General features: G+C 51.9%; 16 protein-coding genes. 2 read left to right on the top strand and 14 right to left on the bottom strand.

Annotated features, from left to right (window positions below; translation table 11 throughout):
* Together NP603_RS16305 and NP603_RS16310 are read left to right on the top strand one after the other, a co-directional pair.
* Entirely contained in the window at positions 1–2,325 is a 2,325-nt protein-coding gene (locus tag NP603_RS16305) for a heavy metal translocating P-type ATPase (protein ID WP_256603872.1), read from the top strand.
* Between the two features lie 49 nt (positions 2,326–2,374).
* Positions 2,375–2,698: a hypothetical protein gene (locus NP603_RS16310; RefSeq protein ID WP_256603870.1), complete on the top strand. Its 324-nt coding sequence runs from the start codon at positions 2,375–2,377 to the stop codon at positions 2,696–2,698.
* Here the strand turns inward: NP603_RS16310 and NP603_RS16315 are convergent.
* From NP603_RS16315 to NP603_RS16380, 14 genes are all read right to left on the bottom strand, one after another.
* Complete coding sequence (locus NP603_RS16315) at positions 2,649–3,404, bottom strand: hypothetical protein (protein ID WP_256603869.1); 756 nt, start codon at positions 3,402–3,404, stop codon at positions 2,649–2,651. The genes NP603_RS16310 and NP603_RS16315 overlap by 50 nt on opposite strands.
* A 249-nt stretch (positions 3,405–3,653) precedes the next feature.
* On the bottom strand, positions 3,654–3,797 hold the full coding sequence (locus NP603_RS16320) for a hypothetical protein (RefSeq protein ID WP_256603868.1): 144 nt from the start codon (positions 3,795–3,797) through the stop codon (positions 3,654–3,656).
* A 52-nt stretch (positions 3,798–3,849) separates the two neighbouring features.
* Positions 3,850–4,527, bottom strand: coding sequence for a hypothetical protein (locus NP603_RS16325; RefSeq protein ID WP_256603867.1), 678 nt, complete (start codon positions 4,525–4,527; stop codon positions 3,850–3,852).
* Positions 4,528–4,601: 74 nt separating this feature from the next.
* On the bottom strand, positions 4,602–4,739 hold the full coding sequence (locus tag NP603_RS16330; protein WP_256603866.1) for a hypothetical protein: 138 nt from the start codon (positions 4,737–4,739) through the stop codon (positions 4,602–4,604).
* A 146-nt stretch (positions 4,740–4,885) separates the two neighbouring features.
* Positions 4,886–5,149, bottom strand: coding sequence for a hypothetical protein (locus NP603_RS16335; RefSeq protein WP_256603865.1), 264 nt, complete (start codon positions 5,147–5,149; stop codon positions 4,886–4,888).
* Between the two features lie 58 nt (positions 5,150–5,207).
* Entirely contained in the window at positions 5,208–5,498 is a 291-nt protein-coding gene (locus NP603_RS16340; RefSeq protein ID WP_256603864.1) for a hypothetical protein, read from the bottom strand.
* Between the two features lie 93 nt (positions 5,499–5,591).
* Positions 5,592–6,014 carry an antirestriction protein gene (locus NP603_RS16345; RefSeq protein ID WP_256611995.1) on the bottom strand — a complete coding sequence of 141 codons (423 nt, stop codon included), beginning with the start codon at positions 6,012–6,014 and terminating at the stop codon, positions 5,592–5,594.
* Between the two features lie 992 nt (positions 6,015–7,006).
* On the bottom strand, positions 7,007–7,291 hold the full coding sequence (locus tag NP603_RS16350; protein ID WP_256603862.1) for a hypothetical protein: 285 nt from the start codon (positions 7,289–7,291) through the stop codon (positions 7,007–7,009).
* A 15-nt stretch (positions 7,292–7,306) separates the two neighbouring features.
* Positions 7,307–7,669, bottom strand: coding sequence for a hypothetical protein (locus tag NP603_RS16355; RefSeq protein ID WP_256603861.1), 363 nt, complete (start codon positions 7,667–7,669; stop codon positions 7,307–7,309).
* A 346-nt stretch (positions 7,670–8,015) separates the two neighbouring features.
* Positions 8,016–8,330: a hypothetical protein gene (locus NP603_RS16360; RefSeq protein WP_256603860.1), complete on the bottom strand. Its 315-nt coding sequence runs from the start codon at positions 8,328–8,330 to the stop codon at positions 8,016–8,018.
* A 247-nt stretch (positions 8,331–8,577) separates the two neighbouring features.
* Entirely contained in the window at positions 8,578–8,811 is a 234-nt protein-coding gene (locus tag NP603_RS16365; protein ID WP_256611996.1) for a hypothetical protein, read from the bottom strand.
* Between the two features lie 272 nt (positions 8,812–9,083).
* A complete protein-coding gene (locus tag NP603_RS16370) occupies positions 9,084–9,275 on the bottom strand; it encodes a hypothetical protein (RefSeq protein ID WP_256604017.1) in 192 nt (63 codons plus the stop codon).
* A 59-nt stretch (positions 9,276–9,334) separates the two neighbouring features.
* Entirely contained in the window at positions 9,335–10,153 is an 819-nt protein-coding gene (locus tag NP603_RS16375; protein ID WP_256604016.1) for a DUF932 domain-containing protein, read from the bottom strand.
* Positions 10,154–11,111: 958 nt separating this feature from the next.
* Positions 11,112–11,780, bottom strand: coding sequence for a hypothetical protein (locus tag NP603_RS16380; protein ID WP_256604015.1), 669 nt, complete (start codon positions 11,778–11,780; stop codon positions 11,112–11,114).
* Between the last annotated feature and the right edge of the window lie 114 nt (positions 11,781–11,894).

Here is an 11,894-nt window from a genome sequence, read left to right on the forward strand (position 1 = left end):
ATGAGTACCTGCAAGCCATCAGAAAAAACCTGTTGTTGTCCTGGCGAGAAACCGGATAACCACCAGCCAACGCCATCAAACTCGTCGAGTGGCATCACGTTCAAAATCGAGGGACTGGATTGCGCCGAAGAGGTCTCTACCTTGAAAAGTGCGATAGGCCCGCTCGTGGGCGGCAGTGACAAACTGGCCTTTGATGTTTTAAACGGGCGCATGACACTGTTGCCTGATGCCAAACCTGTGGCTGAAAAAGCCATCATCAAAGCGGTAGCAGCAACGGGTATGCAGGCGGCTCGTTGGCAGTCCGGTCAGACCGATGTCGATGCCAAACAACTGCACCGTTCGAAGACCGTTTATACCGTGCTTAGCGGTGTATTTATCGTGGCCGGCATGCTGATTCATATCGCCATAGCCGGCGGCCTTTTGGATATTCAAACGGTTTTCAGCTCGGCAAAAAACGGAACCCTACAATGGGATGTGGTCACTCGCTATCTTTACAGCTTACTAAATGCCCATGCTCAGCAGGCGATGCCTTTGCCTGAAAAAATAGCCTTTGGTTTGGCGGTAGCTTGCGGTGCTCGGCATGTGATCGTTAAGGCATTTTATGCCTTGAAACGTTTACGGGCGGATATGAATTTGCTGATGACGATTGCGGTTATCGGTGCGATGTTCATTGATGAATGGTTTGAAGCAGCAACGGTCAGTTTTCTGTTTGCCCTGTCCCTCGCGATTGAAAGCTGGAGTATTGGTCGTGCCCGTCACGCGGTAGAAGCCTTATTGGATTTAGCCCCATCGACGGTGACGGTCAAGGATGAATCCGGCCAGGAATGCGTGGTATCTGCCGGCGAAGTCAGCATCGGTACCCATTTCATATTAGCGCCTGGCGCTAAAATCCCTCTGGATGGCAACGTAATTGCCGGTTTCAGTTCAGTCAATCAGGCACCGATTACCGGTGAAAGCATGCCTGTTACCAAGCAAGTGGGTGATGAGGTGTTTGCCGGAAGCATTAATGTTGAAGGAACATTGGAAATCCAATCCACCAAGCTGGTTTCGGATACTACCTTGGCGCAGATCACCCGGTTGGTGGGCGAAGCCCACGGTAAGCGAGCCGAGGTCGAGCAATGGGTGGAGAAATTTGCGCGTATTTATACCCCGGCAGTGATGTTGGTAGCGTTGGGAATGTGCGTCATTCCACCGTTATTTTTCGAAGGGGCCTGGAACGAATGGTTTTACCACGCCTTGGTGTTGCTGGTCATCGCCTGCCCCTGTGCCTTGGTCATTTCGACACCGGTAAGCATTGTCGCGGCGCTGGCATGCGCAGCCCGACAAGGCATTCTGATCAAAGGTGGCATTTATATCGAAACACCTGCCCATCTCAATGCGATTGCCTTTGATAAAACCGGCACGCTGACCTCTGGTGAGCCCATCGTAACCGGTGTTTATCCATTCAATAGTCATAACGAAGAAGAACTGTTAAGCCGTGCCGCCGCACTGGAAGTACGAAGCAATCATCCGTTGGCAAAAGCCATTTTACGCTATACGGAACAACGCGGTATCAACGTGGCCAGCGCAGAGAATGTGAAGGTGCTGCCGGGTAAAGGTGTCACCGGACTATTTAATGGCACGGATTTCTGGCTGGGATCGCGTCGCTATTTATTGGAACGTAGTCAGGAAGTACCGGAAATCAGTGAAAAAGCGATTGCCCTTGAACAAACGGGGCAAACCGTGATCGCCATTGGCAATGATCGGCATATTTGCGGTCTGATTGCCGTTGCTGATCAGCCTCGCGCCGACATCAGATCGATTTTGCAAGCGCTGAGACAGACTGGCATCAAACATCTGGTCATGTTGACCGGTGACAATCGGGTGACGGCCAATAACATCGCGGCCCAAATTGGCATCGATGAGGTACACGCCGAATTGTTGCCCGCCGATAAAGTGGAGATCGTCAGTCAAATGGTCGAAAAATACGGACAGGTGGCGATGGTCGGCGATGGTGTCAACGATGCGCCGGCGCTGGGCCGGGCCAACCTGGGGATTGCCATGGGGGTATTAGGGTCGGATGCGGCCATCGAAATAGCCGATATTGCGCTGATGGGTGATGATCTTTCCAAACTGCCTTGGCTGATTGGGCATTCCAAAAGAACCTTGGCGATTATTCGACAGAATATTGCTTTTGCGCTGACGATCAAGGCCGCGTTCGCCGTCTTGGCCTTTGCCGGTGTGGCAACCTTATGGGAAGCCATTGCCGCCGACATGGGGGCTTCTTTGTTGGTCGTTGCAAACGGATTGAGATTACTACACCCCAAAAACGTTTCTACTAAATAGCCTGAACAACGCTATAGAAACAACTTATAAACTCCTCTTGGAACAAACCATGAAATCAAAATTACTGATTACCCTTTTTTTGGCGCAATATTTACTATCAGGGTGCAGCCTCTTTGACCGGCATGAGATGGCTCCTGATCTTGCCATACAGCATGTAGCACTAACCAAACACTTCGAAGATGAAGCGAACGAATTGCAGACCAAGATAGAGGAACACAAAAAATTTCTCAGCCAATTTGAGTCAAAAAGCTATTTATTCGGTAGACATGCGAACGATCTTAAAGCGCACAGCCAAGAAGTGATTGATCTTTACCAGCAGGCTGTTACTGCAAACCAGGACATGGCAGAAATGTTGCGGGAAGCGGATCATTAGTTGTAGCGCTTCGCGTTCCACTGTATCCGTTCTTGAACTGACAAACCAATAGTTTTCGGATAAATACTTGGAAACCGGTCGTCCGAAATCTAACCACTGTTTCCAGATTCTTATAGACGGGAAATTTTTCAATATTAGTGGCACAAAATCCGGAATATTTCATTTTTGGTGTCGCAAGTGGGTGTGATGTGTGACATAAATAATGAAAAATCACTTCAAAATCAATCGACCGTTTTTCACTTTTTGTGTCACCCGACAGCATATCCAAAAACACGGTTAGACTTTTGCAAGCCGGTAACTCTGAATCGCCGCGATCCCGCCGAAATGCATTCATCCGCTGTTCGGCCGCAAGGCGGCTGGCTTTCATCTGCGGCCAATTGTGAATCAAATCCAGCAACATGACAGGGTTTGCGGTCAAGCTATACGTTTGCCAATACCACAGAATGCCATCCTTTTCGGCGTGCTCTCGTAACAAGCGCCGCGCTTTGCGCCAGTCCGCCGCATGCCGGCGGCGGTCGTGAACATCGTCGTCCGCATGCTTGCGCCGCCTAGCCGCCATTTCCTTATCTTCGTCTACTGGTGCAATCTCTCCGATGAATGCGAGCAACGGGTATTTATTGACTTCGCGTTTATGCCGGCGACGGATAGCCGCCCTTTTTTGGTGGGTGTCGGTAAACTCAAAACGTGGATGTTTATTGAATCTCATCGGAAACCTCCGGTTAACTGACCTGAGCGAAGCGCCCGGTCTCTATATGTGTGGCCAGAGCAGAATCGCCCGGCCTCCTATGGTGACAGGGATTACCCGGCGCTGGTCTCGATCCGGGCCGGGTCTGTCGCCAATCCGATTTGGTGACGCGGCCAGCTCGACCTGGCCGGCGAATTGTCACCAAGTAACGGCATTCGTTTTTCGCGCCCGCGAAAATATCTTATGCCGGCGCATGGCGGAAAAAGCGCCTTACTTTGTCTTCACTGGGTAAGGCCCAACAATCAAAATACCAACTGCCGCTATTGCTGCGGTGATCTTGACTGTAAGATTTTCTGCCGAGATATGCGCTATTACCTTGTTGCCACGAAGAACATCAAATCTATGTTTTGCCATCGGTTTAACTCCGGTTAGCGGCCAGAGCGAAGCGCCCGGCCTGTTGTGTAACTCAAGCCGCCAAAGGCAGGTAGCGGCAAAGGCCAATCTGTTGCGGCATTGCATCGGCATCGATGATTTCGATTTTAAAATCATCGGTGTTATCAAAGCGGTGCCGATAACGGCGCTCGTTGTCCCACTGATACCAGCGCCAATAGATCGCCTCTTCAACGTCGGCGCTCGCGTCTGCGCTTCTACCTGCTTGGGCTGCTCTAAAAATCCCATCCTGGCGGCCTGGTAGATATTTTTCCACCGTATCCCGATACAGTTGTTCATAGTCCAGTTCCCGCAACGCCGCTTGTGCGTACACGCGGGCCGCGTCGATTTCATACGCCATGCCACGGCTAAGGCGTTTGCCGTTCAAGTAGCGGCCAAAGGTCACACCCTCGCCATACTTGCTGTGATCGCGGAGCCAATGACTCATATACACGTTAAATGCAATATCGTGTACCTCTTGAGCGGATAAATGGAATGGCTCTTGATCCAACAACACAGCTTCGGATTGATTGCCGATAATTTCCATCGCATCGGACAAAATGCGACCTCGAACGATATTGTCTAAGCTGTGGTGCCGAACGTCGCCGCTCGGTAAGGTTTGCATTAGTGAACTACTAGGCACGCGGTTAGCGTAGGCCTGCCATTGTGCATCGGAAACGATAACGCGGATTCTCGCGTTTTGAACGGTTTTCATGGCTGTTATCCCCTATCAAATAAAGATGGATTTAGTGGCGATAAAGTCCCGCGCCCGAAGCGCGGGGACGCGGTTTATTTGTTGCCTAACCAGGCGCAACCGTTGTCTTCCCAAGCGTTTTCAGCTTGGCGCATCGCACGGCAACTATCATCCCAAGCCATGGCATCAAGCCACTCGTAATAAAAAACCACATGCGCGTCGTGTAATTCCATAATGGAAACCTCCGGTAATCTGGCCAGAGCGAAGCGCTCGGCCTTCTGATGGTCGGGCGACTGCCCGAAACCATGGGTCTATTGTCCTGCGTTTTTGTTTGCCTGTCAAGTGTTTTTGCCTGATAACGTAACATAATTACCTGGCTTTACCGGCACCACGTTTTTACAATCGGCCAACGTTCTAAAACCGGCGATCCCGCGCGATCATCGTTAACATCGACGGCGATATAGGCCACCGTCTGCAAAAGTCGCGCAAACCGCACCGATCCGTCGGACATTGCGATTTCCCACTCAAGCCCGTGCTGAGCCGCCCAAGTGTCGGCGGTTGGGCGGAACTCAAAGCGGGCCTTAGTCTCGCGGTGATAGAACTCGCCCGCCGGTCTATCCTTCTGATCGTTAAAATAACCCATTACAAGCCCCAATAGAGGCCCGGCACCTGGCCGGGCGTTACGGTTTAACCAAAGACATCTAACCGCGAAGAATGCCAACGACATCGGCGATTTTGTCTAACACCTGCTGAGGGTTGAGCCATGCGCAATCGCGGAAGGTGAAGCAACGGGAATCATCCAGCTTCACAAAATAACTGGTCACGTTGCCCGCGTAATACTCGCAAAGCTGGAAATATTCACCTGGAAAGCCGCCTAACCGCTTCCAGTTCTCGGGCGGCAACACATTAAGCATTTCATCGTAACGATCAATCGTCACGGCCTCCGGGGCTGTAACGTATTGCGCAAGGACATTCGTTTTTAACTGAGACATCGGAAACCTCCGGTAACCTGGCCAGAGCGAAGCGCCCGGCCTTCTCTTTAAATTAGGTAAAGATGCCCCGGCACATGGCCGAGGCGTTAAGCCTTAATCGATAGCGGCGAAGATCAAGGCGGCTTCGGCATGTTCGGAAGCAAAGGCCCGCAAAAAATGATAGCGGTCAATCAGTGCATCGACATCGTGTTGCCAGCACATGGCGCTAATGAGTTTATTGATTGCAAACAAGCTAATCACGACACCGGCCGCATCGGGCGACATTACATCGTCGAAATAATTACCGGCGACCGAAATCCGTACCGGCGCATCGAAAGCGGGAGCCATATAAAAGCCACCGTTGCTAAGCTCATGAAACAACCAGTAACCGCCTTTGTAATCGGGGCACAATTCATCGGCGGTTTGATAAACCAGCATTTCACCGATTAACATCAACTCGCCACCGAAATAAGTAGGAAGGAAGTTAAGACGATTGCTATCTGCAACCAAGGAAGAAGAAACAGGATTTTCTAACATCGGATACCTCCGGTAAACCTGGCCAGAGCGAAACTGCCCGGCCTTCTGATGGTAGGGCGGTTGCCCCAAACCATGGTGCTATTATCCGGGTTTACTGCTTAATTGTCAAGTAAAAACACCTGATAACGCAACAAAAAAAGCTTTACACTGTCCGGCAATATAACGCGTTCTGGCACGCCCCTTGCAATCGGGATTAAGGGTTCAGGGGAGCGGAGAAATCTAAATAGCGCGGCGATAGCCGCACCGCTTGTTAGCCGGGGCAATACCCGGCCTGGGTTGAATCGGTCTTAATGGGACGAGGGTGTGCGGTGCGTACAGGCAGGCGGAGCGTTCGGCGCGGTCAAGGGCGATCATAAAAAAATCGACGCAAAGCCTTAATCAAAAAGGCGTCTATTTTTTTATGATTGGGCGTAGCCTTTACCCTTGACCGAAGAAGCCGGGCGCTCTGGCAATCTGTCCGCACATTCCGCACACCCCCCCATTAAGACGAACACTGGGATGGCCACGGCTAAACCTGCCTGTCAGAATCAGCCGGCGATAGCCGCACCTTTCAAGGATCGAACACACCAAATTTTCGCGCCCGCGAAAATCACCAAATTACAGGTGGCGATAGCCACCATCAAAGCCAAACGATTTATGCACATTTGCCCGCGCGGGGGTCTTCCAATCTACCCCCGAAAAAGTGGGCGGTTGTGTATAAATCCACCGTCCCCCTTTAGGGTGTTGCTGTTCGAGCAGGGCGATAGCCTTGCGCGCCGTTAGGGATAAGCCCAAGCGGCTAAGGGAGGCGTGGCGGTGCGGAGCTTGCGGAGTGCCGACACACGTCCCTTATTGAGCGTCGGCAAGGTGGCCTGGCAGGTTGGCCGCGTGCGGCCAAGTCGGAACGACCGAGCGAATAGCGAGCCTAGAAGGGCATCCGGTTTTTGTGTAGCGATAGCGGAACAAAAATGCCCCAACCTATCCAAAACAGTCACACCACAACCCTCCATAACTCAACCGTCAATCGTAACCAAACCATCCCAACCCGCCGCCCGGATCGCCGCAAGCGCCGGATCAAGCGAATTAAACTCGATAATATGTCCATCCTCATTGGACAAAGCAAAATCGACAAACAACGCCTCCGCATCGGCTACCAAATTAGGCCAAACCTCCCAATGCCCCGGCACACCATCAACCAAACCACGAGCCAACATAAACCCGTGAACATTATCAGCGGCCACCATATCGGCCAAAGCCGCCAACGTCATAAACCTAGTTTTCAATTCCACTTCATTCATTGCCTTACACCCTATTTAAACAACCGCGTCCAGCTCGGACGCAAACACCTCGCCGCGTTCCACCTCACCCGGCCAAACCCGCAAATACCCGGCCGCAAACTCACCATCTTTACGTTGCGGCCGCACTAAAAAAACCGGGCACCAATCCCCTACCCTTTCCAAATATTCCGGCCGCACATACACCACCAAACCGGCCCGCAAAACGCGCTGGCCGTGTCGGTCTAAGTCCAGCCAACGGATTACGTCGCCAACCTGATAAGGTTGCGTGTCCCGCGCAGCCTTGAGGCTTGAATTGTCGAACGCATCCCACGACAAAAAGCCCGGATCGCGGATCATTGTCACGGCCAACAGTGGCGAGTAAGGTTTAAATGGTTTCATAACCAAAAGCTCCAAAATACCTGAGAGGCCGATTTGCCCACAGAAACACGCTTTTTCGGGGGCAGCTTGGAAAGCCCCCCCGCGTGTTTATATGGACAAATCTCTTTAGCCGAACTCAAAAACACCTGTCTGAGTTGCATCTGTTTTAGTTTTGCGTGAACGAACAACCTCAGCAGAAACGCGAGCGATCAAAACCCCGCCAACCCTATGCTCCCAAAACGTGTTGTCAGCAGTTTTTTTCGCAAAGTCAAAATTTTATATCGCTGCGAAAATAGCTTTTCAGTAACCCGCTGTTGCGGGAAATGTTCATATTTCCATTTGATTGCAAAAGACATAAAAGCCCGCGTTAAGCGTCCGCCCAATCGAGCGCCGATAACGCCTCGTCCCAAACCCAATGCGTTTCGTCATCCATTGCGCCGGCTGGCAAATCAAGTGCGATATTAGCCGCCTCTGCAAGATGCGTGGCATCGTCGTAATCTGCGGCGTTACGCCGCATCCAGCTTCTCACCTGGCCCCTGGTCGCACTCGGCTTCGGCGGTGCAACCGCCGGCCGTGGTAATCGCTCCATAAAAGCCGCTTCCAGTTCTCGTTTAATGTCGGGTAATGCCCTACCCTGCGCGATCACCAGTTTACGGTAACGGTTTTCTTGCCGAACGCTCATCACTCGCCCTCATCCAAATTAACAACATCATCAACAACCGGCACATGAACGGAGCGAACAGACAACCGGGCCGGATCAACCCAACGGATCACAGACACCCACTGACCGGCCACGAACCGCGCGGCACGAACCCTCACGCGGCTAGGGCCGACGCGAACCACGACGGCGGCCACCGGAACGGAGAAACCGTAACCGCCGCGCGGTTCGTACCGCCAATTAACCCTATCGCCCACGTTAAAAGCCATGGCTAAAAAAACCAGTTCCGAAGACCTAAAACACTGGTCACGGTAAAACCGATCTGCATCACAACCAGCGGCCACGTCCGGGTTTTGGTGCCGTGATAAATCCAAGCGAAGTTGGACACCAAAAAGGCCACGAAACCATAGCCGGAATATGCGGTATTCAGCGCAAGCAGCAAGCTACCGGCAAGCGCCGTAAAAGAGCCAAACCACCCGACCGCCGCCAAACGTCTAGTAACCATTATCGCCACCCTTTCGCCTTGCAATACGCTGTTAATAAAGCCTCGAACTCGCCCGCCTGCATCAATGCCAGATCGCCGCCTCGACCTGGCAAGCCAAGCTCACTAGCAACCTGGTGGATCGTGCCACCCGCCCAACCGAACACCCGACAAGCCCGGCTTAAATTCGTTGCTTCTGATACCTTCATTGTGCACCCGTGAAAATGAAAAGAGGGGAAACCGACAACACCAGCAAGCGGGAAGCGCGGCCGGTGGTGAACCGGCCGCGCCGCGTCCTAAACGGGTGTCTCTCCGTCTATTGGTGTGGCGGAAATCATCACCCACATAACCGATTCGGCCAGCGATGTAATAACGGTTTGCGTTGCTTCGTTGTTCTGGCCAAGCGTGCCGCTTTGCCGTTTGATCTCTTCAAGCAAGTGCAAGGCTTTTTTGTGTTCACCTGCGGGGATTTGAAAATAGTTGCTCATGGTTAGGTTCTCTTATAGAAGTGAGGGAAGGGGGCCGCATCCTTGCGGCCTGTGCATCACTAGGCGGCTTTCAGCTTGCGCATTTCCTCCGCAAGCGTCCAAAGTGCCTTATTCAGCTTGACGTTTTCACTAACGCCTTTCACCTCACGCGCGCGGTGTGAGCGGCGAGTCTCCTTATTCATCACATTAACCCCGCCGCGAATGACTTTTTCTTGCAACACGTTAAACGTGGTGAACAAATCGCCGGCACGGTCGCCGGTGCGGCGTGGGAGTAACAGCGCGTCATTATCAACCGCTACCTCGTCAGCATCCCAGCGCAGTTCTTTAGCCGCCTCGGCAAAAATGCGGCGCTCTGCGGGGCTTAGGTCAATGCCTTGCATCAGTTCCATTTGTTCAAGCGCTTTAGGCGTTTGCGAAACCACGTGATAAGTGCCCTCGATGACGTTATTAACTACGTCGCCAGAATGGCGAACTCTAACGGCTTCAATCTGGCCATCACTAACAATCATGCCGTTTGAGCACACAAGGCGGTAAAGGCCAGCGCTCAACTGATAAGAGCTAGTGCCATCGTGCGAATTAACCAGCACGATTTCCGGCTTGACTTCGCCAACGGTTGAAAATCCATCATGCTGACGGAATCTTAAAAGATGTTTCGCGTAACCTTTTTTTGTCACATCGCGAACGCGGCTTTCGGTTGCGAACACGGGCAAAAAGCCTTCGTTGCGCAAGGCTTCGACGATGTTAATGGTAGGGATGAATTTGTAAGAGTCTTTGCGGCTCTCGTGCTTATCGGCGGCGAACACCGATGGAGCCAAGCGGCGCAATTGATCGTTGTCCAGTGGGTTTTGGGTTTTGGTGCCGTAAAAAGAACGTAACATGGTAAATCTCCGTTAAACCTGGCCAGAGCAAAGTGCCCGGCCTTCTGATGGTGGGGCGGTTGCCCCGAAACCATGGTGCTATTATCCGGGTTTATCGTTTGCCTGTCAAGCTTTTTTGCATGATAGAAGAAAAAAAACACCGCCTTTTTTACAAGCAAATCAACCAGTTATGGCACGCCCCTTGCATCTGGATTAAGGGTTCAGGGGAGCGGGAATCTAAACAGCGCGGCGATAGCCGCACCTTTTGTTCACCATGACAAAACCCCGGCTCGGGAGGCATCCGTCTTAATGGGACGAGGGTGTGCGGTGCGTACAGTCGGCCGGAGGGTTCGGCGCGGTCAAGGGCGGACATAAAAAAATCGACACAAAGCCATAATCAAAATGGTGTCTATTTTTTTATGTTCGGGCGCAGCCTTTACCCTTGATCGATGAAGCCGGACGCTCTGGCAATCTGTTCGCACATTACGCACATCCTTCCCATTAAGGCACCACGCTAGGACAGGTGGGCACGGTTAAACCCCCAACATCTAAACTCAGCGCGGCGATAGTCGCACCTTATTCATTGCAACAACATTTTCGCGGGCGCGAAAATCACCTCATCGATCATACAAGCTGATTTATGCACACTCGCCCGCGTGGGGGTCTTTCAACCTACCCCCGAAAAAGCGGGGCGTTGTGTATAAATCCACCGATTACCTTTAGGGTGTTGCTGTTCGAGCAGGGCGATAGCCTTGCGTGCCGTTAGGGATAAGCCACAGCGGCTAAGGGAGGTGGGGCGGTGCGTAGCTTGCGGAGCGCCGACGCACGTCCCTTATTGAGCGTCGGCAAGGCGGCCTGGAAGGTGCCGGCGATAGCCGGCAGTCGGTACGACCGAAGCGAAAGCGGAGTCTGTAAGGGCGTCCGGTTTTTCGCGGGCGCGAAAAATGCCCCTGAAATAAAAAACAGCATATGATCCCAATCAGACCCTAATGTGGCCAAACATTCCGGTGTAGATCAGCGCGTTCCAAATTTTCTTTATCGTTTGACCTGTTTCTTGGTTCACAAACAAAGATGATCGACTGCCATAAGGAGCACCCAAGAAATATGGGCGCATTGATTCCCACGTTTCAGCTACCTCTGACCACCTCCAGCACGGGATCTCTTTCTCTAAAATGAGAGGCATAGCGAGTGACAAAGGAATCATTCTATCCATTGGAAGGGGCTTATCCCAATCGCACTTGACCAAAATAGGATTGGCATTGGGTTGGTATAGCTGTACATCTAGCCTTTCCGCAGTAATGGTGGCAACAGGATGCGGTGGAAGCTCTGCGACGGAATCAATTACTTTTTGACCATCATGGTACGGACACGTGATAAACGCGTTTGCAAGATATATTGTGTGATCGAGACCTCTGTATCCACATTCACGACCAGGATGAGTTACCGGATCGCGGCTGTCATGATTCGTGACTAACGGATGCCATGATGGATAGCTGTCAATCACTGGCCCATACTTATCAACAATATCATCGAACGCTTCTTTGCTGCGCGCCCTCTGAGATTCGTCCGCATCCCTAAGTCGAGAAATAAGATAATTTACCGCACGTTCATATCCCATTCGTGCAGCTTCGTCTGCTCTGAAAGCCATCTAGCACCTCGTAACACTAACTTAAAATACACATTATACACTTATCGCGCATAAGTTTATAGTTTTATGCGCAATCGCGTCGATTGGTGCGAGCTTTGCAGAGCAACGATAATA

This window comes from Methylomonas aurea (genome assembly GCF_024505045.1).
Lineage (GTDB): Bacteria > Pseudomonadota > Gammaproteobacteria > Methylococcales > Methylomonadaceae > Methylomonas > Methylomonas aurea.

Coding starts and splice junctions, on each gene's coding strand:
- NP603_RS16325 (WP_256603867.1), bottom strand. CDS start 4,527: ATGAAAACCGTTCAAAACGCGAGAATCCGCGTTATCGTTTCCGATGCA.
- NP603_RS16350 (WP_256603862.1), bottom strand. CDS start 7,291: ATGAATGAAGTGGAATTGAAAACTAGGTTTATGACGTTGGCGGCTTTG.
- NP603_RS16315 (WP_256603869.1), bottom strand. CDS start 3,404: ATGAGATTCAATAAACATCCACGTTTTGAGTTTACCGACACCCACCAA.
- NP603_RS16335 (WP_256603865.1), bottom strand. CDS start 5,149: ATGGGTTATTTTAACGATCAGAAGGATAGACCGGCGGGCGAGTTCTAT.
- NP603_RS16330 (WP_256603866.1), bottom strand. CDS start 4,739: ATGGAATTACACGACGCGCATGTGGTTTTTTATTACGAGTGGCTTGAT.
- NP603_RS16310 (WP_256603870.1), top strand. CDS start 2,375: ATGAAATCAAAATTACTGATTACCCTTTTTTTGGCGCAATATTTACTA.
- NP603_RS16360 (WP_256603860.1), bottom strand. CDS start 8,330: ATGAGCGTTCGGCAAGAAAACCGTTACCGTAAACTGGTGATCGCGCAG.
- NP603_RS16380 (WP_256604015.1), bottom strand. CDS start 11,780: ATGGCTTTCAGAGCAGACGAAGCTGCACGAATGGGATATGAACGTGCG.
- NP603_RS16370 (WP_256604017.1), bottom strand. CDS start 9,275: ATGAGCAACTATTTTCAAATCCCCGCAGGTGAACACAAAAAAGCCTTG.
- NP603_RS16365 (WP_256611996.1), bottom strand. CDS start 8,811: ATGGTTACTAGACGTTTGGCGGCGGTCGGGTGGTTTGGCTCTTTTACG.
- NP603_RS16305 (WP_256603872.1), top strand. CDS start 1: ATGAGTACCTGCAAGCCATCAGAAAAAACCTGTTGTTGTCCTGGCGAG.
- NP603_RS16375 (WP_256604016.1), bottom strand. CDS start 10,153: ATGTTACGTTCTTTTTACGGCACCAAAACCCAAAACCCACTGGACAAC.
- NP603_RS16345 (WP_256611995.1), bottom strand. CDS start 6,014: ATGTTAGAAAATCCTGTTTCTTCTTCCTTGGTTGCAGATAGCAATCGT.
- NP603_RS16340 (WP_256603864.1), bottom strand. CDS start 5,498: ATGTCTCAGTTAAAAACGAATGTCCTTGCGCAATACGTTACAGCCCCG.
- NP603_RS16320 (WP_256603868.1), bottom strand. CDS start 3,797: ATGGCAAAACATAGATTTGATGTTCTTCGTGGCAACAAGGTAATAGCG.
- NP603_RS16355 (WP_256603861.1), bottom strand. CDS start 7,669: ATGAAACCATTTAAACCTTACTCGCCACTGTTGGCCGTGACAATGATC.